19 protein-coding genes are annotated in these 19,623 nt (G+C 47.2%); 1 reads left to right on the forward strand and 18 read right to left on the reverse strand.

Going from position 1 to position 19,623, the window contains the following annotated elements:
* Positions 1–60 precede the first annotated feature (60 nt).
* The 8 genes from pheT to infC form a co-directional block, all read right to left on the reverse strand.
* On the reverse strand, positions 61–2,457 hold the full coding sequence (gene pheT, locus L985_RS12265; RefSeq protein WP_047393577.1) for a phenylalanine--tRNA ligase subunit beta: 2,397 nt from the start codon (positions 2,455–2,457) through the stop codon (positions 61–63).
* A 12-nt stretch (positions 2,458–2,469) separates the two neighbouring features.
* A complete protein-coding gene (gene pheS / locus L985_RS12270; protein ID WP_035396564.1) occupies positions 2,470–3,492 on the reverse strand; it encodes a phenylalanine--tRNA ligase subunit alpha in 1,023 nt (340 codons plus the stop codon).
* Between the two features lie 308 nt (positions 3,493–3,800).
* A complete protein-coding gene (locus L985_RS12275; protein WP_442856723.1) occupies positions 3,801–4,586 on the reverse strand; it encodes a TrmH family RNA methyltransferase in 786 nt (261 codons plus the stop codon).
* On the reverse strand, positions 4,561–5,643 hold the full coding sequence (locus L985_RS12280; RefSeq protein WP_029342316.1) for a M42 family metallopeptidase: 1,083 nt from the start codon (positions 5,641–5,643) through the stop codon (positions 4,561–4,563). The genes L985_RS12275 and L985_RS12280 overlap by 26 nt, the downstream gene beginning before the upstream one ends.
* A gap of 12 nt (positions 5,644–5,655) precedes the next feature.
* Positions 5,656–6,138, reverse strand: a complete 483-nt coding sequence (locus L985_RS12285) for a dUTP diphosphatase (RefSeq protein WP_029342317.1) — start codon at positions 6,136–6,138, stop codon at positions 5,656–5,658.
* Positions 6,139–6,256: 118 nt separating this feature from the next.
* Positions 6,257–6,616 (reverse strand): 50S ribosomal protein L20, encoded by a 360-nt coding sequence (gene rplT / locus L985_RS12290; protein WP_012371057.1) that lies wholly within the window; start codon positions 6,614–6,616, stop codon positions 6,257–6,259.
* 37 nt (positions 6,617–6,653) lie between these two features.
* Positions 6,654–6,848 (reverse strand): 50S ribosomal protein L35, encoded by a 195-nt coding sequence (gene rpmI, locus L985_RS12295; protein ID WP_023469015.1) that lies wholly within the window; start codon positions 6,846–6,848, stop codon positions 6,654–6,656.
* A 27-nt stretch (positions 6,849–6,875) separates the two neighbouring features.
* Entirely contained in the window at positions 6,876–7,406 is a 531-nt protein-coding gene (gene infC, locus L985_RS12300) for a translation initiation factor IF-3 (RefSeq protein ID WP_029342318.1), read from the reverse strand.
* Positions 7,407–7,839: 433 nt separating this feature from the next.
* Here infC and L985_RS12305 point away from each other — a divergent pair, with 433 nt between their 5' ends.
* Positions 7,840–9,309, forward strand: a complete 1,470-nt coding sequence (locus L985_RS12305; protein WP_047393564.1) for a catalase — start codon at positions 7,840–7,842, stop codon at positions 9,307–9,309.
* A 49-nt stretch (positions 9,310–9,358) separates the two neighbouring features.
* Here the strand turns inward: L985_RS12305 and L985_RS12310 are convergent, their stop codons facing one another.
* The 10 genes from L985_RS12310 to mutM all read right to left on the reverse strand — a co-directional run bounded on the left by L985_RS12310 (position 9,359) and on the right by mutM (position 19,620).
* Positions 9,359–10,564, reverse strand: a complete 1,206-nt coding sequence (locus tag L985_RS12310) for a glycoside hydrolase family protein (protein WP_231925645.1) — start codon at positions 10,562–10,564, stop codon at positions 9,359–9,361.
* Positions 10,565–10,784: 220 nt separating this feature from the next.
* The gene (thrS, locus tag L985_RS12315) at positions 10,785–12,725 is read right to left on the reverse strand and encodes a threonine--tRNA ligase (RefSeq protein ID WP_029342321.1); all 1,941 of its coding nucleotides are present in this window, start codon (positions 12,723–12,725) and stop codon (positions 10,785–10,787) included.
* Between the two features lie 311 nt (positions 12,726–13,036).
* A complete protein-coding gene (gene dnaI, locus L985_RS12320; RefSeq protein ID WP_023469020.1) occupies positions 13,037–13,954 on the reverse strand; it encodes a primosomal protein DnaI in 918 nt (305 codons plus the stop codon).
* A 12-nt stretch (positions 13,955–13,966) separates the two neighbouring features.
* Entirely contained in the window at positions 13,967–15,328 is a 1,362-nt protein-coding gene (locus tag L985_RS12325) for a replication initiation and membrane attachment family protein (protein ID WP_023469021.1), read from the reverse strand.
* Positions 15,329–15,400: 72 nt separating this feature from the next.
* Entirely contained in the window at positions 15,401–15,877 is a 477-nt protein-coding gene (gene nrdR / locus L985_RS12330; RefSeq protein ID WP_023469022.1) for a transcriptional regulator NrdR, read from the reverse strand.
* A gap of 13 nt (positions 15,878–15,890) precedes the next feature.
* Positions 15,891–16,259, reverse strand: a complete 369-nt coding sequence (locus L985_RS12335; protein ID WP_023469023.1) for a hypothetical protein — start codon at positions 16,257–16,259, stop codon at positions 15,891–15,893.
* A 107-nt stretch (positions 16,260–16,366) separates the two neighbouring features.
* On the reverse strand, positions 16,367–16,753 hold the full coding sequence (gene speD, locus L985_RS12340; RefSeq protein ID WP_023469024.1) for an adenosylmethionine decarboxylase: 387 nt from the start codon (positions 16,751–16,753) through the stop codon (positions 16,367–16,369).
* Between the two features lie 258 nt (positions 16,754–17,011).
* Positions 17,012–18,055, reverse strand: a complete 1,044-nt coding sequence (locus L985_RS12345) for a glyceraldehyde-3-phosphate dehydrogenase (protein WP_029342324.1) — start codon at positions 18,053–18,055, stop codon at positions 17,012–17,014.
* Positions 18,056–18,187: 132 nt separating this feature from the next.
* Positions 18,188–18,793, reverse strand: coding sequence for a dephospho-CoA kinase (gene coaE / locus L985_RS12350; protein WP_029342325.1), 606 nt, complete (start codon positions 18,791–18,793; stop codon positions 18,188–18,190).
* Positions 18,790–19,620 (reverse strand): DNA-formamidopyrimidine glycosylase, encoded by an 831-nt coding sequence (gene mutM, locus L985_RS12355; protein WP_029342326.1) that lies wholly within the window; start codon positions 19,618–19,620, stop codon positions 18,790–18,792. The genes coaE and mutM overlap by 4 nt, the downstream gene beginning before the upstream one ends.
* Between the last annotated feature and the right edge of the window lie 3 nt (positions 19,621–19,623).

A 19,623-nucleotide genomic window follows, 5' to 3' on the forward strand; every position in this document is an offset into this window, starting at 1 on the left:
CCCATCAAACGAAAACAGCCGCCTTCCTTTGAAAGGAAAGCGGCTGTTTGTTTATCCTGATTATGCGCGAAGTTCCGCATTGAACGTTTCTTTCACTGCATCAACGACTCGCTGTTGCGCTGTCGTGATTTCTTCATCAACTAACGTCCGTTCTTTGTTTTGATAACGGAGGGAGAAAGCAAATGATATTTCATTCTCTCCGACGTTCTCACCCGTATAGACATCGAACAATTCGATCGTCTGTAGAAGTGGACCGGCTGCTTCCGTCATGACATCAACGATTGCTTGTGCTGGCACTGAACGTTCGACGACGATTGCTAAGTCTCGTGTCATCGATGGGAAACGTGAAATTTCCGAATAGACCTGCTCTTCCTTCGAACGCAGTACCATCGCCTCTAACTCGAAGACGTACACTTCTTTTAGACCATACTGTTCTTTTGACAGACCAGGATGGACTTGACCGACGAATCCGATCGCTTCTCCGTCAAGCAGAATGCGTGCCGTCCGTCCTGGGTGCATCGATGGAATGTTCGCTGCCTCGAACGTCAACGTGACACCGGCTGCAGATCCGAGTGTCTCGACGATTCCTTTCATGACGAAGAAATCCGTTTTGACAAGTGTTCCGTGCGCCCGGTGTTGTTCTGACACACCGACTGCGACACCACCGATCATTTCTTGTTCGATCGGGAGTGTTTCAAGTGACGCATCCCGTTGCAGATAAACACTGCCGAGTTCATAAAACGCAACGTCGGCATGCTGTCGTGCGACGTTATGCTGCGCGACTTCAAGGAGTCCCGGAATGAGTGACGTCCGCAGTGTCGAACGGGCTTCACTGATTGGCATCGCCAGTTTGACCGGATGCAAATCTTCCCGTTCATTAAATTGCATCGCGCGTTGTTCGCTCGTCAATGAATACGTGATCGCTTGTGAAAGACCCGCTCCCTGCAATGTCCGGCGTAAATGACGACGGTGGATGTTCCGTTTCGGTAAAAAACCACGGCTCGCTTCAGACGGTAAGCTTGAAGTCAGGGCATCATATCCATAAAGACGTGCGACTTCTTCTGCTAAATCTGCTGGGATTTTCAAGTCTTGGCGGCGAGTCGGTACGCTGACCGTCAAGGCATCACCCGACAATTCAACACCGAGACCAAGACGTTCGAGTAACGTTTGCATGACCGTTCCTTCGATTTCCATACCAAGACGATGATTGATGTATGAGACACTTGCTTCAATCAAATGATCGTCAAGCTCGAGCGTTCCGGCTTGAGCGACACCCGCTTGAACCGTTCCACCCGAGAGTTCAGCAATCAAAGCTGCTGCCCGATCGAGTGCTAACAAGACACGACGTGGATCAACACCTTTTTCGAAACGGGCACTTGAGTCAGAACGAAGTCCAAGAACACGGCTCGTCTTCCGAACGGAAATCGGTGCGAAGTAAGCTGATTCTAAAATGATCGATGTCGTGTTCCCGTCAACTTCGGTATTCGCTCCACCCATGACACCAGCAAGTGCGACCGGGCGTTCCCCGTCTGTGATGACGAGCATCGAAGAATCGAGCGTCCGTTCGACTTCGTCTAGCGTCGTGAACGACTCCCCTGCGCGCGCTTGACGCACGACGATCCGTTTTCCGAGTTTTTCGGCATCAAATGAATGAAGCGGTTGACCTGTCTCGAGTAAAACGAAGTTCGTAACGTCGACGACGTTGTTGATCGGACGAATGCCGTTCGCGATCAAACGGTTTTTTAACCAAGTCGGTGATTCTTGAATCGTCACGCCTTGAATTTCTCGTGCCGCGTAGAACGGGCAGTCCTCTGAATCAAGCGTCACGTCGACTGCCGTCGCAGTTTCTGCTTCTTTGACTTCAACGACCGGGAAAGTCGGTGTCGTATCATAAAGCGCCGCCACTTCGTGTGCGACACCATACATACTGAGGCAGTCCGAACGGTTCGGCGTTAACCCAAGTTCGAGGATTTCATCGCGTAGACCGAGTAACTCCAAGACGTCTTGTCCTGGTGTGACTGGTTCACGGAACGTATGAATCCCGTCCTGCTCATCTTCTCGGATATATTTCTTTTCGAATCCGAGTTCTTCGAGTGAACAGATCATCCCTTCTGAGACGACACCGCGCAATTTGGCACGTTTAATTTTAATACCTGGTAAGCGAGCTCCGACACGTGCGACGATGACATCTTGTCCAGCTTCGACGTTCGGTGCACCACACACGATTTGAACCGGTTCGTCTTGTCCGATGTCGACCGTCGTGACGTTCAATTTATCTGCTTCTGGATGTTTTTCTTTCGTTAACACACGTCCGACGACGATATTGTTCAACGCTTCATCCCGGACATCGACGCCTTCGACTTCGATCCCGCTCTTTGTAATCAAATCAGCCAAATCTTGTCCTGACGTGTGACTGACATCCACATATTCGTTCAACCATTGTTTTGAGACTAACATCTGCGTTCCCCCTTAAAACTGTTCGCTGAAGCGAACGTCATTCGTATAGAAGTGGCGAATATCATCGACACCGTATTTCAACATGGCGATCCGTTCGATACCCATTCCGAATGCGAATCCTGACATTTTCGTGCTATCATATTCAGCCATTTCAAGAACGTGAGGATGGACCATTCCCGCACCCAGAATTTCAATCCAACCCGTCTGTTTACAGATATTGCATCCTTTACCGCCACATTTGAAACACGAGACGTCGACTTCGACGGACGGCTCTGTGAATGGGAAGAAACTTGGGCGTAAGCGGACTTCACGTGCTTCACCGAACATCTGCTTCGCGAAGGCTTCAAGCGTTCCTTTTAAGTCTGCCATCGAAATCGATTCTCCGACGACGAGTCCTTCGACTTGCATGAATTGGTGCGAGTGCGTCGCATCATCTTCGTCTCGACGATAGACTTTACCTGGGCAGAGAATGCGGATCGGTTCACCTTTAGAAGCGAGCATCGTCCGTGCTTGGACCGGTGACGTATGCGTTCGCATCAAAATTTCTTCCGTGATGTAGAATGAATCTTGCATATCGCGTGCTGGGTGATCCTTCGGTAAATTCAACATCTCGAAGTTGAAGAGATCTTGCTCGACTTCTGGTCCTTCGGCAATCGTGTAACCGAGTCCGACGAAGATGTCTTCGATCTCATCCGTCACTTGTTGCAAGAGGTGCGCATGACCGACCTTTTTCGGTCGTCCTGGTAACGTGACGTCAATTGCTTCCGCTGCCAGTTTCGCATCCATTTCTTGTTGTTTGACAGCTGTCAGACGTTGTTCCAATTGCTCTTGGATCGCTTGACGGACCGTATTTGCGATCTCACCGACGACTGGTCGTTCTTCCGCTGATAACTTTCCCATTCCTCGTAATACTTCTGTGATTGGTCCCTTTTTCCCGAGATACTTGACCCGGACGTCATTAAGATCTTTTTGTGTCGTTGCCTGATCGACTAATGTCAACGCTTCATCGCGTAATGCTTCTAATTGCTCGCGCATCTTTCCCACTCCTTTAGTTGAAGATATAAAAAAACGTCCCTCCGGCAAATGCCGAAGGGACGATGTAAACACCGTGGTACCACCCTTGTTTGACTTTTCAATCGAAAAGTCCTCCAATTGCGCGATAACGGGCGCATCCCGTCACGATCTCTCGTGCGACTCCGGAGTGAATTCGGTTAGCAGATTCACGAAGCAGTTTTCAGTCTACGACCGCTTCTCCCTGATTGAATCGTTCCCTAACGTACTCTGTTCCATCAACGTCCATGATGTATTCCTGATGTTCACTTTAGCATGAACGCCTGTCGGTTTCAATCCACGCTTGCAAAATGATAGAGCAAAATACCAGCCGCTACTGCCGCATTCAACGACTCTGCTTTACCACGAATCGGGATGTAGGCACGCTCATCACAGTACGAGAGCAACTCTGGCGAAACGCCTTGTGCTTCATTCCCGATGATTAAACCGATTGCGTCCATCGGTGCGATTCCTTGATAAGACGTCGCCCCTTCTAACGCCGTTCCGATTACCGCAATGCCTTGCTCGTGCAAGGCATTGACTGCCTCTTCGAGCGGCATGGAGATAACAGGTAGGTGGAACAGCGATCCTTGCGTCGCACGGATGACTTTTCCGTTATAGACGTCAACTGTTCCCGGTCCGACGACGACACCATCGAATCCAGCTGCGTCAGCTGTCCGAATCATCGTTCCGACGTTCCCTGGATCTTGCAGACGATCGAGGAGCAGATAGCGTCCTCGCTCTAATTGTGCCGAAGCTTGTTTCATCTCACAGACAGCGAAAATGCCTTGCGACGTTTCCGTCTCAGCCAATACTTTGATGACGGCATCATCGATCGTAAAGACATCGGCATTTCGTTTCCAAGAACCGGGTACTTGGTACGATTCACGCACGATTAATTCCTTGACGATTCCGGCGCGAACAGCTTCTTCAATCAGATGTTCTCCTTCAATCAAGAAACGGTTCGTCTGCAGACGTCCTTTTTTCGTTAAGAGTTTTTTCCATTGTTTAACGATTTCGTTCTTTGCTGATGCGATGTGCTTCATTGTTTTATTACCCCTCGTAGATCGCTTGGACAGTCTCCGCATCTAAACGTTTTGTCACAGCAACGACTAAATCGACGGCTGCTTCGAAATCGGCTTTATGCATGATTGAGACGTTCGTGTGCAGGTAACGGATCGGTACAGTCAATGCAAGTGATGGAACACCTGTATTCGATAAGTGGAACTTCGCTGCATCCGTTCCGCCACCTGGTGTTAAGTCCAGTTGATACTTGATATTTTCTTCTGTTGCAACTTTCGTCACGAAATCAATCAATCCGCGATGTGCGATCATCGTTGCATCGAACATGATGACTTGAACGCCTTCACCTAATTTCGACAATGCTTCACGATCGGTCATCCCTGGCGTGTCACCCGGGATACCTGTATCGACAGCAAAGGCGATTGATGGTTTGAGCAAGTGTGCGACAGTTTGAGCCCCACGTAACCCGACTTCTTCCTGAACAGTCGCACCCGCGAAAATCGTGTTCGGATGTCCGTCTGCTTTTAAGCGTTTGATTGCTTCAATTGCGATGGCACAACCAATCCGGTTGTCCCACGCTTTTGCCATCAAGAAGTTCTCATTTTTCATCACAGTAAATTCGCAATGTGGTACGACCGTATCGCCCGGACGAATTCCCCAACCGTCGACTTCTTCTTTTGATGAAGCACCGATATCGATGAACATGTCCTTAATGTCGACCGGCTTATTGCGCGCTTCCGGTGGTAAAACATGAGGTGGTTTTGCACCGATTACACCTGGAATGACTTCACCAGATGACGTCACAATGTTCATACGCTGTGCCAAGAGGACCTGCCCCCACCAACCGCCGAGTGGTTGGAAACGAAGGAATCCTTTTTCATCGATCTTCGTGACCATGAATCCGACTTCATCCATGTGACCAGCAATCAACACACGTGGTGCATCTTCACCTGCGCCTTTATGTTCAGCAAACAGACTACCGAGACCATCTTGGTGGAATGCTTCTGCATGAGGTTCTAAATATTCACGCATGAGGCTCCTGACTTCTTTTTCGTTTCCCGGTACACCTGTTGCGTCCGTGAGACGTTTTAGCATATGTAATTGTTCGTTCATCTGATTTCCTCCTTAGTAACCGTTGTCTTGTCGCACATGGTTTGCTTCATTTTTAGAAATGTAAGCCTTGAAAATCATATCCTGTGTAAAGCCTAGTGTAGCACCTAATGCAAGGTATGCACCAATCAGAACGTCATAACTTTGTTCCGTCCGCGAAATCGCAAAGACGTTCGTTTTGTTATAGACATCTAAAAAAGCATCCGTTGCTGTCAAATAGAAGTCACCTTCTGTAAAATGACTTTTCTTGTATTCAAGCGCTAGACCTAGTGAGAGTAGAAAATGGACGCCATCGACATATTCCTCAAGAATTGTGACTTGAGCGGATGGTCCCTTCTTCGACCAGAACTTAAAGCAACGTGTCTCGTTCGCAAGTTCACCGAGTTCGACCAATAAGGCGAGTAAACGCTCGTCGAATTGATTGCCTGTCAATTGATGTTCTGACTGAATCCGTTTATCCAACTGTTCTTGCATCTCAAAAAGTGTCAACCAATCCATCTTTAATTCTCCTTCTATCTAAAAAAATCATATGACCGTCTCATCGACGTGCCTTCTTATTTTATCATTAAATCGAAAAAAACGTCGGAGAATTAAATTCCCCGACGAATTGTAGAACTTAAGCGTTCAATTTTGCTTTTGCTGTGTCAGCAAGTGAAGCAAATGCAGTTGCATCTGTAACTGCGAGGTCAGCGAGCATCTTACGGTTAACGTCGATACCTGCTAATTTAAGACCATGCATCATGCGGCTGTAAGAAAGACCGTTGATACGTGCTGCCGCATTGATCCGAGTGATCCAGAGGCGACGGAAGTCACGTTTCTTTTGACGACGGTCACGGTAAGCGTACATGAGAGATTTCATGACTTGCTGTTTCGCAACCTTGAAGAGTGTATGTTTCGAGCCGTAGTAGCCCTTAGCTAATTTGAGTTGTTTTTTACGACGTTGACGAGTCGTATATCCGCCTTTTACGCGTGGCATATAAATTCCCTCCTAAATCTGTATACGATTGGATAAATTACTTCGCGATCATGTGACGGATGCGTTTGAAGTCACCCGTAGATACCATGCTAGCTTTACGTAATTTACGTTTCGCTTTTGTTGATTTGTTACCGAACAAGTGGCTTGTGTAAGCACGACCACGTTTCAATTTGCCAGAAGCAGTACGTTTGAAACGTTTAGAAGCACCGCGGTGCGATTTCATTTTAGGCATGAGAGATTCCCTCCTACTTCGATTCGATTAGTCTTCTTTCTTAGGAGCAAGCACGAGGAACATGCTGCGTCCTTCCATCTTCGGTCTCTGTTCCACAACACCGAACTCACTTAAATCCGTTGCGAGGCGTTCGAGAACGCGTTTACCGATTTCCGAGTGAGTGATGGCACGACCGCGGAAACGAATACTCGCTTTCACTTTGTTACCATTCTCCAAGAATTTCTTCGCATTACGGAATTTCGTTTGGAAGTCGTTCTCCTCGATCGTCGGGCTAAGACGAACTTCTTTCATCTGAATCACTTTCTGATTCTTCCGAGTTTCTTTGTCCTTCTTTTGCATCTCGAAACGGTATTTACCGTAGTCCATGATCTTACAAACTGGCGGCGTCGCTTGTGGAGCGACCATGACGAGGTCAAGTTCCGCTTCCTCTGCGAGACGTAGCGCTTCGTTGCGTGATTGGACACCTAGTTGAGCACCATCCGCTCCGATAAGACGAACTTCCCGGGCACGGATGCTTTCATTGATTAACAGATCTTTGCTAATGGTTAGCACCTCCATCGTGCAATGCACGAAAAATGAATGATAGAAAACGCTATAAAAAAAGCGTCGGCAGTTCTTCCCGCCCACACTCATAAGGAACGTCAAAGCATAGCAATCGCTATACATTGCGTATCTTCATGATGAACCAGTACGAGTCGTCATACATGGTGAGAAGCGGGATGCTTCTGCTTTGTTGTCATTTCACTTTGCTATCATAGCACTTGTTTTCCCGTGATGTCAAGCCGCTTTCTATGTTCTTACAGAACGTTGCTCACATACTTGATTATAATAGCAATCCTTTAACGGATAAGCAAGAAGTTTCTAACCTGTTTTTCACGGGTACATTCACTACATGTCAAAAAGATTCAGAACATTCGCAAGCAAAATTGTTTATTTAGAATGATTATTGTTTTATAATCAATGTAATCTTACATAAAGGGGAGAATAACAGATGACTGAAAAACGATTAACGACCAATCAAGGTGTACCAATCGGAGACAATCAAAATTCACGCACGGCTGGACGTCGTGGACCTACATTATTAGAAGACTATCAATTAATCGAAAAGATGGCCCATTTCGACCGGGAACGTGTACCTGAGCGTGTTGTACATGCTCGTGGATTCGGTGCTCACGGTGTCTTCACTGTGAAAAACTCGATGAAAAAGTACACGAAAGCTGCGTTTTTACAAGAAGAAGGGACAGAAGTTCCTGTCTTCGCCCGTTTCTCGACTGTTATTCACGGCACGCATTCTCCAGAGACACTCCGCGATCCACGTGGATTCTCTGTCAAGTTCTATACAGAAGAAGGAAACTGGGATTTCGTCGGGAACAACCTTCCTGTCTTCTTCATTCGCGACGCTATGAAGTTCCCGGATATGGTCCATTCACTTAAACCAGATCCACGCACGAATATTCAAGATCCCGATCGTTACTGGGACTTCATGACACTTCGTCCAGAATCGACGAACATGCTCATGCACCTTTTCACGGATGAAGGTATTCCTGCAAGCTACCGTAAAATGCGTGGTTCTTCCGTCCACTCATTTAAATGGGTGAATGCTCACGGCAACACGGTCTATGTTAAACTACGCTGGGTACCAAAAGCTGGCGTTCATAATCTCTCAGCTGAAGAAGCAACAGAGATTCAAGGAAAAGATTTCAACCATGCTTCAAACGATACGTTCCAAGCGATTGAAGACGGAGATTATCCGGAATGGGATCTGTTCGTACAGGTGCTCGATCCGGCTGACGTCGATCAGTTCGATTTCGATCCGCTCGACGCAACAAAAGATTGGTTTGAAGATGTCATCCCGTTCCAACACGTCGGTACGATGACACTGAACAAAAACGTCGACAACTATTTCGCTGAAACGGAATCTGTCGGGTTCAACCCAGGTGTCTTGATTCCAGGGATGCTGCCATCTGAAGATAAGTTGTTACAAGGTCGTCTGTTCTCTTACTCGGACACACAACGCTACCGTATCGGAACGAACTATCAACAACTTCCGATTAACTGTCCGTTCGCACAAGTGAATAACTACCAACGTGATGGTGCAATGCCAGTTGGTCAGCAAACGAGTCCGGTGAACTACGAACCGAACCGTTATCAAGAAGAACCAAAAGAAACACCAGAGTTTACGGAAGAAAACCAGCCGTTACTTGATGATAAACATGGTCGTCTCGAAATCGAGAAAACGAACAACTTCGGTCAAGCCGGCGAAGTATACCGTCGTTTGACAGAAGACGAGCAAGCAGCTCTTCTGAAGAACCTCGTCAATGATCTCGAACAAGTACGTCATGAGAACACAGTCTTGCTCGCAATCTGTAACTTCTACCGTGCTGATGCTTCACTCGGTCAGAAATTATCAGAAGCGCTTCAAGTCGATATCGAACCGTTCTTGCAACAAATGCGTTCGTAATATGACACAAGCACCCTTGACTTACGTCTTGGGTGCTTTTTTTTATGTCTTAATATGGGATGAAATCGTAGCGTTCTGCCGTCTTGTACGTGAACTCATTGAGTTTCTTGAACAAGACGATTTGATTGAGACCGACCTGCTTGACCGTATTTTGTTGCATGTAACGTTTTTGTTCTGACGTAAACGTATTATAGATGGGAGCATAACCATTGCTTTGGAACGGTTGCATTTGAATCGCCCGATCCGCATCTTCAAATCGATTGTAGCGAATCGTCCCTCCGACAACTCCTCTACCGAGAATCGTCATCGCTTTTCCATCCGCCCGGTGCACATTTCGAATCGTATTGTAACGAACCGTCGGATTCTTCCAGTTCATCATCGAAATCGCGTAATCCTTTGTTCCGTCAATCGTATTTTTTTCGATCCGGACATTCGTGTGTAATCTATTTTCTGTGTATTGATGTGTGCCAATTGCCACGTTGATATTACGGAACAGGTTATTGCGAATCATGATATCTGCGTTCGGCGTTCCGTCTTGTTTCGACCACTTCCAGTTGAAGCCCTTTGTGATCGGGTCTGGTGTATCGAGATTAATCGATTCATTCGGACCGGTATTCGGGATCATGACGGCGTCGACGAATTTCATGTTTTCGATGACTGCCTTCTTCGTCGCATCAAGTTCCATCGCATGTGAACCTTTTTGATTCCGTACTGTGATGCCGCCGATATACAAGTTTTGATTATGGGCAATGGCGAATGCTGAACCACGCGTATATCGATTCAAGTCGATTTGCGCATTCCCTTTCCCGATGATTTTAACGTTCTGTGAGCCATCATACTTTCCGACCTTTTTGTTCAAACGCAACACGGATGGAGCAACAAGATCAAATACACTAGTCGTCGAACTAATCTTCGTCGTTCCCGTTTCCGTCGTCTTCTTGATGATGACGCCATCTTCCAAGATCACCGTCGTATTGGACGGAATACCGACACGTAGTGGAGATAGGTACGTTCCTTTCGTCAAGACGAGTGTCCCGCCACCCTCTTTTTCAAGACGCTCCAAATAGGAGCGCATCGTATAGTGATTACGCGTCTTTGCGTTATAGGTCGTATATTTACGGATCGTCGGGTCAATTGCTTCTGTTTTTGGTGTGATCCGGTACGTCTTTTTTGTCGTCGCCGCACTCACTTCACCCGGATGAATACCAATCAAAAGTGAAGATGCGATGAACACAGCAAGAGTCGTCTGCTTCATTTTTTGTAACTTCCTTTCCCTTATATCAAAACATTACATCTACTAAAGGTTTATTATAGCATTTATCCAATTAAAGGAAAAAAATTTTTCGGTTATATTGGATAGATTTAGCTGAATGATCTCTCTTTTTCATCGGCATGCTGCTTCTTTCTTTTGATTATCACATCACAAAAAAAGTCCGCCCTACATCAGCAGGACGAACTCTTTCGTGAGACTATCATTATTTTGAACGATTCGCGATTTCTTGTTCTAAGTCGGCGACGAATTGTTCAAGTGATGCATTACTTGAATCTTTTGAACCGTAGCGACGAATATTGACTTCGCGCGATTCGACTTCTTTGTCACCTAAAACAAGCATGACTGGTACTTTGTTGACTTGTGCTTCACGAATCCGGTATCCGAGTTTTTCGTCACGGAAATCTGTTTCAACACGAATTCCCTTCTTCAGTAGGATCGCTTTGATTTCACGGGCATAGTCTTCATGAACTTTAGAAACCGGAATCAATTTCACCTGAACCGGTGCGAGCCATGTTGGGAACGCGCCTTTGTATTCTTCGATCAAGTATGCGACGAATCGTTCCATCGTCGAAACAACACCTCGGTGTAAGACGACCGGACGATGATCTTGTCCGTCATTTCCTTTGTATGTCAATTCGAATCGCTCTGGTAAGAGGAAGTCGAGTTGGACTGTCGAAAGCGTCTCATCTTTACCAAGTGCTGTCCGAACTTGAACGTCAAGCTTCGGTCCGTAGAATGCAGCTTCGCCTTCTGCCTCGAAGTATTCGAGTTCGAGCTCATCCATCGTTTCTTTCAACTCACGTTGCGCCATTTCCCAGATCGCATCGTTATCGAAGTACTTCTCTTTATCCGCTGGGTCACGATACGAAAGACGGAATTTGTAATCTGTAATCCCGAAGTCCGCATAGACTTCTTGAATGAGATGAACGATGGCTTTGAACTCATCCTTCATTTGATCAGGACGGACAAACGTATGTCCATCGTTAAGGACCATGTAACGAACGCGTTGAAGACCAGTCAAGGCACCAGACATTTCGTAACGGTGCATGCCACCAAGCTCCGCAACACGAAGCGGTAAATCACGGTACGAACGTGGTTCATTCTTGTAAACCATCATGTGGTGTGGACAGTTCATTGGACGAAGAACGAGTTCTTCATTGTCCATCTCCATTTTCGGGAACATGTCGTCTTGATAGTGATCCCAGTGACCCGATGTCTTGTATAGATCGACTGAACCGAGGACCGGTGTATAGACGTGCTCATATCCAAGTTCGAGTTCTTTATCGACGATATAACGCTCGACCGTCCGACGGATCGCTGCTCCTTTTGGTAGCCACATCGGAAGTCCTTGACCGACTTCTTGAGAAGTGAAGAACAAGCCAAGTTCTTTCCCGAGCTTACGGTGATCCCGCTCTTTTGCTTCAGCAAGGAAGTGGAGATGTTGTTTCAACTGATCTTTTGTCGCCCATGCTGTACCGTAAATCCGTTGTAACATCTTGTTTTTTGAATCGCCACGCCAGTAAGCACCAGCAATGCTCATCAATTTGAAGACTTGTAGCTTCGCTGTCGCTGGAACGTGTGGTCCACGGCAGAGATCGAAGAATTCGCCTTGACGGTAAATTGTCAAATCCTGATCAGCAGGAATCGACTCGATCAATTCGACTTTCAACGGATCATTGAGCTCTTTATAGATCGCGAGTGCTTCGTCACGAGAGACGACTTCGCGTTCGATCGGCAAGTTTTCACCCGCGATTTTATTCATCATCTTCTCGATTTCCGGAAGATCCTCTTCTGTCAGGCGACGTTCCATATCGATATCATAGTAGAAACCATTCTCGATTGTCGGTCCGATTCCAAGATGAATCGTTTCATCCGGATATAGACGTTTGATGGCTTGTGCCATCAAGTGAGCCGATGAGTGACGAATCAAGTCGAGCCCTTCTTCTGAATCCGGCATAATCAATTCGATTGTACCGTCCTCTTCGATTGGACGACGGTAATCGATTGCGTGCCCGTTTAGTTTTGCAGCAAATGCTTTTTTACGAAGTCCTGGGCTGATTGAAGCAGCGACTTCTTCTGCTGTCGTACCGACTGCGAATTCCTTTACGGCGCCGTCTGGAAATGTAAGTGCGATGTTTGACATGACTGTTTCCCCCTTTAACAAAATAAAAAAGACTCATCCCTAAAAAGGGACGAGTCTTAATCTCGTGGTACCACCCTCGTTCCCGGACCATATACTGGTTCGGCTCGAACACGCGTTAACGGGCGTGAAGCGCAAACGGATTAGCCCCGTTCGTGCTATGAGGGAGTAAAGACATGAATGATGCCATGAGAAGCTTCCACCGCTCTTCTCTCGCTAGTTTGGTTCATTTCATACTTCATATCCTCAATCGTTGCATCGTCTATTGACGTGTCATTAGTATAACGAATCCGTCGCTTCCTTGACAAGGAAAATTAGTAGCGACGTCGATTTTCACCGAGGAACTCGATCGGTTGTGTCGTCGTCCGAATCCGTTCCATCAATCGTGCGGCCTTTAACTTATCGCCTTGATCGTTCGTAATCCCAAAATGGAGTTCGAGTTCATCGTAAGATAAGTTCGAGCTGAACAATGTCGGCAGACGATGCATCATCCGATATTGCAAAATGATTCCGAACAACTCATCTCGTACCCACGGACTGATCGATTCTGCGCCGATATCATCAATCAATAAGACCGGAATCGTTTGGAATCCTTCAAGAAACGTATCGAACGAGTCAGACCGAATCCGCCGTTTCGCTTCAGCGACGAACCCAGGAGCATGGACAAGAATCGTTGCAATCCGTTCTTTCTTTAGTGCATTCCCGATCGCAGCCAAGAGATACGTTTTCCCGACACCAAAGCTACCGTGCAGGTACAGTCCCTTTACATGCTCTTTTGAGCGCAGATGATTGAGGAACTGCGACGCCGCACGTAAAGCGAGCTTCCGGTCCGTCGTCGACAAGTCAAAATCACTGAAGTTCGCATCGCGCACTTCGTCCGGCAGGAACAGACTCTTGAACTTTTTCTCAAGTGCACGTTCATCTTCTCGGTCTTTGAGTGCTTGCGACTTTTCATATGAAACGACGATTTGTCCTTTTTCGACGTGCAGGATCGGCTGATAGCCTTCGATGACGGCTTTACTTTCAATCAGTCGATTCCCATCCATCTGTTCCGCGTATTCGTTCAGTTTGAGCATACCCCGCTCGATCATCCGTTGATCAATCTCTGGATGGGTCCGTAAGAACATGACGACCCCCGGATGAGACAACACCCGTTGTTGAATCGCTCGAACCGATTCTGCGACGTCCGGTCGACTTAATATTTTTTCGATAGATGATTGGATATGTTCCATGTCCCGACTCCTTTAGTTCCCCTTCAGTTCTCGTAAGATTCGTTCCATCTCTTCATCGTCTGGAACATCTGCTTCGAAACTCGCTTTTTTAGAGGCTTCATACTGTTGCTGCTTCGCCTTCTCTTCTTGCAACCACTTCGGATTCGGACCGCCGTTCGTATTGCTCGTCCGTCCCCGACGTCCACCGACAGTCTGACGCGCACGTTCTTGTTTTTGCTCCTGCTTCTTCGCAATTAAGTCATCCTGCTCCTGTGTCTTCGCCAGCGCCTCGGATGCTGTCACGTATCCCTTCTGTTTCCAATCATCAACAATTGATAAGAGGAAGTTCTTACTGAAGCGATTGTCTTTTTTGACGACAAGCGCATAGTAGTAGGCGGCATTGACAATCCCGGATGACATTTCATAATCGATGATCAATTGCTGGATCAATTCTTCATCCCGTTCAGACAATGCTTTGACTTTTCGCAACTTCGCGACATAATGCTTCGGATGGGTACTTTCCATCGTTTCCGTCGCTTCAACGTCTCCGACCTCAATCGTGTCGAGTGAGGCGACCTTCGCTTTTTTCTCTCGGCTGAGCTTTTGTTTCGCTGACAACATCATCTGTTTGCAACGTTCTTGTTTCTCAGCATCGGTCATCGGCAAGTACGCTTCGTGGCGGAAACGGGCATTCAATAGTTCCGCCATCAGCGCTTCATTCGACTGCGTGACGTAAGCAAGCTTCACGAGCAGATGATCGATTGCCTTTGAGTAAAATGTTCGTGGCAAGAAACGATCCGTCTGTCGCTTCATCTCTTCTAGGTCAAACGAATAATCAAATTCATATACTGCTCGTTCCTGTTTGGCATAGGCTTTCGGCTGATGCGCGGAAGCAAGACCAGCTTTCACATCGAACACTTGATCAAACCTGACCGTCCGATCAACGATGTTCTTCGGAAGCGGTTCTGTCCGGAAACGATGCTGGAGGGAGCGGAAACGAATTTCACCGACGCGGTAAAATAGCAGACTCGATAACACCCCGTCATTCAAGAAAGTGTTCGGCGCGAGCGGCACCCGGATTTGATAGATGTAGCGATACGCGGCTTGGCGCGCTTCGAACGTCCGGATCAAACCGATGCCTTCTAGCTTGAATAACTCTTCCTTGAATTCATCGACGGAAAAACCGAGTAGTGTTCCGAGTTCCGCATGGGAGATGTATTGGGATTTTGTTTTTCCTGGAATCATCTCGCTCCAAAACGTTTGATAAAGTCCAAGTGCTTTGACGCCGATGATCGGCTGGTACAAATAATATAAAGATTGATAGGCTTCACGGTCGACGACACCATTGCTCATCACTAAGCAAAGATCGGTACCGGAAAGTTCACGTTCTACCATCTGACTCGTCCTTTCCTTAGGGAGAAAAAGAGAGGTACGCTGACCGGACAGACGACCTCTCTTATATCACGTTCAATTTTCACGGTCATTTTCTTGATGTCGCTCCATCAGCTCAGAAAGCTCTTGGAAGAAGACATTGATGTCCTTGAATTGTTTATAGACACTCGCAAAGCGAACGTATGCCACTTCATCGACGGAAGCTAGTTCATTTAACACGAGACGCCCGACCTGCTCACTTGGAATCTCATGCTGAGCTGTCGCTCGTAATGCCTTTTCGACTCGACTGACGACTGTTTCTAACTGTTCAATTGAAATCGGTCGTTTTTCACAGGCACGCACTAGTCCCCGCAAAATTTTATCACGATTGAACTCGTCGCGCGTTCCGTCTTTCTTTACGATGATTAAAGGGGTCTGTTCGACCATTTCGAAAGTCGTAAAGCGATAGCCGCAAGACTCACATTCACGTCTCCTCCGAATCGAACCGAAATCCTGGACCGGTCTTGAGTCCAGTACTTTTGTTCCGTTAAAATTACAGGCTGGACAGCGCATGCCGTACCTCCGTTCACGTGATTTCTTTTGTTCCAATCATTTTTAATCGGTATCCCGCATCAAGTGAGGCATAGATTCGCTCGATGTGTTTTTCGAGATCAGGTCCGAGAAGACTCTCACGATGTAAGAATAGATCGACGGCCGTACGTCCGCCCGCCACCATGATGACGGTCGCGAGTCCGTCGACTTCTTTTAATGTAAAAGCGAGTTCTCCACGTTCCGCGTCAACACGACGCACCGTCCCACCCTCTTGCTTTAAGATATTTTCTAAACCAGCAAACAACATCTCGACCGTTGCTGCGTAATAGTGTGTGCGTAGATTTTCGTTTTTATGTGTATCGGATGTCTCTAGCTGTTTTTGTAAGCGTTCCTTCAGTCCCATGGTCATCCTCTTTTCTTTGTTTCTTCTACTATTAAGAATAACAGACGTCAGACATATTAAAAAGCCCTCGTCTGAACGACGAGGGCTTGACGAATTCGTGTGTGTTGTCAGTTGACGTGCTGGACAGTAGCCGCTGGAACTTGAACTGGTCCCATACCACGTGGAATTTCGACATTTTCACGGATTTTCGCATCGAGCTTTTCAGCAATGTAGTTCGCTGCGATGGCTGGATCGATCCGATCCCCACAAGTAAAGACATCAACCGATGCATACCCGTGCTCTGGGAAACTGTGAATCGTCAAGTGCGATTCAGAGATAATGACGACGCCACTGACGCCGTGTGGTGCAAACTTGTGGAATGCTACTTCTCGTACTTCTGCACCTGCTTGAAGTGCTGCGTCAACGAAAAGTCGTTCAACGAATTCCATGTCGTTCAATTTTTCAGGATTACAATCCCAAAGTTCTGCAATAATGTGTCTTCCCATAGTATCCATTTGTGGATCCCCCCTACATTCAATGGTCTTCAAAGTAGTTGATCACTTACTTTGCGCCTGAGTCGTTCGCACCCACGGGGGAAAGTTAGTCCAGAGAGGTCCTAACCCTTTAAGCTGCGATTGCCAGACCGATTGAAGTTCACGATTTGAATTATAGCGAGTATCAAAAAGATACACAAGGATAAATTTCAAAAATTAATACATTTCTAGAAAAAAAACGGGACAGGTCCCGTCGTTACTGGGATCTGCCCGTTGTCATTAATTCAATTCAAGTTCTTTTTCAACCGTTCCCATCGCCTCTAAGTGCGCCGAAACAAGGTGTACGAGGTCGACGACGCGGCAGGAGTAACCCCACTCATTATCGTACCAAGCGAGGACCTTCACTTGACGACCACCCATGACCATCGTCGAGAGTCCATCGACGACCGTCGAACGCTCTTCTCCGTTGAAGTCGATCGAGACGAGCGGTTCCATCGTCATTCCGAGAATACCGTCAAGCGCACCGTCCGCTGCTTTCGTGAACGCTTCGTTCACTTCAGCAACCGTCGTATCGCGACTAACTTCGACGACGAGATCGACGAGTGAGACGTTCGGTGTCGGAACACGAAGCGCGAGTCCATTCAATTTCCCTTCCAAGTGTGGCAAGACGAGTGCGATTGCCTTTGCTGCACCTGTCGATGTTGGAATGATGGATGATCCACATGCGCGGGCGCGTCGTAAATCCTTATGCGGATTGTCAATATTATTTTGATCATTCGTAAACGCATGAACCGTCGTCACGAGACCGGATTCGATTCCGAATGCCCGGTCGATGACTTGCACGACAGGTGCGAGACAGTTCGTCGTACACGATGCGTTCGAGACGATAGCATCTGTTTCATGATCATACATGTCGTCATTGACACCCATGACGATCGTTCGGACATCCCCTTTAGCAGGTGCCGTGATGACGACCTTTTTTGCGCCTGCCACTAAATGCTTCGCAGCACCCGTATCTGAGTTGAACTTTCCTGTCGCTTCGACGACGATATCGATGCCGAGTTCCCCCCACGGCAATAGCTCAGGATTGCGTTCACTGACGATTTGAATTTGTCTTCCGTCAACCATCAACGCCCCATCGATGATGTCGACCGGATAATTGAATTTCCCATGTACCGTGTCGTACTTGATTAAATGTGCAAGTGTTTCGACTGGATAACTTGCATTGATTGCTACGACTTCGCTTTTCCCCTCAGCGATCAGACGTCGAAAGACCATTCGACCAATTCGACCAAAACCATTGACTGCCACCTTGACTCCCATGTGCGGATCCCCCTTCAATGTGACGGATGTAGCTCCGTTTACAGATAGAACTATATCATGAAATGTAAGCGATTTCATTATGTTCTCTAAAAAAAGTGAGAGAAGATGGAAACTTCTCTCACTTCACACTTTTTATGTGTCACTCTCATGATTGCCGGTGTCATATAACGCTAACCATTTATCGATTTGCTGATATAACGAATCAAGACTCCCATCATTGAAGAACACATCATCCGCGAGCTCTTTTTTCTGTTCAATGCTAAGTTGCGAATGAATACGTGCATATGCTTCTGCTTCCGATAGATCATTACGTTGCATCAATCGTCTTAACTGCATATCTTCTGGGCAATAAACGACTACGACACGGTCGAACAGCGTCCGCCAATCGCCTTCAAGTAATAACGGAATATCAAATACGACGAGCGAATGTCCTGAACGTTCATAGGCATCTGCTTCATTAAGCATCTGTCGTCGAATACTCGGATGCATCAACTGATTCAGCTGTTGTCGTTTTTCGCTATCCTGAAAAATGATTTGTCCGAGTTTCGGACGGACGAGACGTTCCTCCTCGAATGCTTCCGGGAAAGCCAACTTGACCGCCTCATATGCTCGCCCTCCTGGCTCAACGACTTCTCGCGCAACGAGATCCGCATCGATGACCGCTATTCCTTTTTGCTTCAGATAGCTAGAAACCGTACTTTTACCGGTAGCGATACTGCCCGTCAGACCAACCCTCATAAGGCGACCTGTTGGCATGTCGGACAGAAGTGCGTTCCTCGTCCGCCGACTTTAATTTTTTCAATGGCAGTACCGCAACGGGAACACGGTTCGCCCTTTTGACCGTATACCGCGAGTTGAAGCTGAAACTCACCTTTTCCGGAAGGTGAGACATAACTTCGGATCGTACTTCCCCCTGCTTCTACCGCTTGTCGTAAGACGTCGACACCGGCTTGATGAATACGTGAGATATCATCAAGCGTCAAGGCACCAGCCTTCGTCAATGGATGGACGCGTGCCGCATGAAGGGTCTCATCGACATAGATGTTACCGAGACCAAGGAAGATGGACTGATCCAGCAATGCCGTTTTGATTGGACTTCTTTTTTTACGAATTAAATTCTCTGCTAACACTTCTGCTGTGAACTCCGGATCAAACGGTTCGCGCTCCAGCTGTGCCAGTGGAGCAGTCTGCATTGCTGTTTCCTTATCACGCAATTCCATCGTTCCGAACTTCCGGACATCATTGTAATGCAGCTCCGAACCATCCGTGAATCGGAAGACGACATGGGTATGTTTATCCCGCTCGACCGGTTGCGGATACGGGAAGTACTTCCCTTCCATCCGCAAATGACTGACGAGATAAAAACGATCAAAATCAAAGAGTAGGAACTTACCGCGACGTTCGACGCGTTCGATCCGTTCTTGATGTAAGGCATCTGCAAATGGTGCCACTTCCATCCCCCGAATCATTTTCGGGTGGTAGACTTTGACGGAAGAGACTGTTTTTCCAGAGACCGAACGTTCTAAACTGCGGCGAACGGTCTCGACTTCAGGTAATTCAGGCACGTC

This window comes from Exiguobacterium sp. ZWU0009 (assembly GCF_000798935.2).
In the GTDB taxonomy this organism is placed as follows: Bacteria; Bacillota; Bacilli; order Exiguobacteriales; family Exiguobacteriaceae; genus Exiguobacterium_A; species Exiguobacterium_A acetylicum.

Coding starts and splice junctions, on each gene's coding strand:
- pheT (WP_047393577.1), bottom strand. CDS start 2,457: ATGTTAGTCTCAAAACAATGGTTGAACGAATATGTGGATGTCAGTCAC.
- pheS (WP_035396564.1), bottom strand. CDS start 3,492: ATGCGCGAGCAATTAGAAGCATTACGCGATGAAGCGTTGACATTAGTC.
- L985_RS12280 (WP_029342316.1), bottom strand. CDS start 5,643: ATGAACGAACAATTACATATGCTAAAACGTCTCACGGACGCAACAGGT.
- L985_RS12285 (WP_029342317.1), bottom strand. CDS start 6,138: ATGGATTGGTTGACACTTTTTGAGATGCAAGAACAGTTGGATAAACGG.
- rplT (WP_012371057.1), bottom strand. CDS start 6,616: ATGCCACGCGTAAAAGGCGGATATACGACTCGTCAACGTCGTAAAAAA.
- rpmI (WP_023469015.1), bottom strand. CDS start 6,848: ATGCCTAAAATGAAATCGCACCGCGGTGCTTCTAAACGTTTCAAACGT.
- infC (WP_029342318.1), bottom strand. CDS start 7,406: ATGGAGGTGCTAACCATTAGCAAAGATCTGTTAATCAATGAAAGCATC.
- L985_RS12305 (WP_047393564.1), top strand. CDS start 7,840: ATGACTGAAAAACGATTAACGACCAATCAAGGTGTACCAATCGGAGAC.
- L985_RS12310 (WP_231925645.1), bottom strand. CDS start 10,564: ATGAAGCAGACGACTCTTGCTGTGTTCATCGCATCTTCACTTTTGATT.
- thrS (WP_029342321.1), bottom strand. CDS start 12,725: ATGTCAAACATCGCACTTACATTTCCAGACGGCGCCGTAAAGGAATTC.
- dnaI (WP_023469020.1), bottom strand. CDS start 13,954: ATGGAACATATCCAATCATCTATCGAAAAAATATTAAGTCGACCGGAC.
- L985_RS12325 (WP_023469021.1), bottom strand. CDS start 15,328: ATGGTAGAACGTGAACTTTCCGGTACCGATCTTTGCTTAGTGATGAGC.
- nrdR (WP_023469022.1), bottom strand. CDS start 15,877: ATGCGCTGTCCAGCCTGTAATTTTAACGGAACAAAAGTACTGGACTCA.
- L985_RS12335 (WP_023469023.1), bottom strand. CDS start 16,259: ATGGGACTGAAGGAACGCTTACAAAAACAGCTAGAGACATCCGATACA.
- speD (WP_023469024.1), bottom strand. CDS start 16,753: ATGGATACTATGGGAAGACACATTATTGCAGAACTTTGGGATTGTAAT.
- L985_RS12345 (WP_029342324.1), bottom strand. CDS start 18,055: ATGGGAGTCAAGGTGGCAGTCAATGGTTTTGGTCGAATTGGTCGAATG.
- coaE (WP_029342325.1), bottom strand. CDS start 18,793: ATGAGGGTTGGTCTGACGGGCAGTATCGCTACCGGTAAAAGTACGGTT.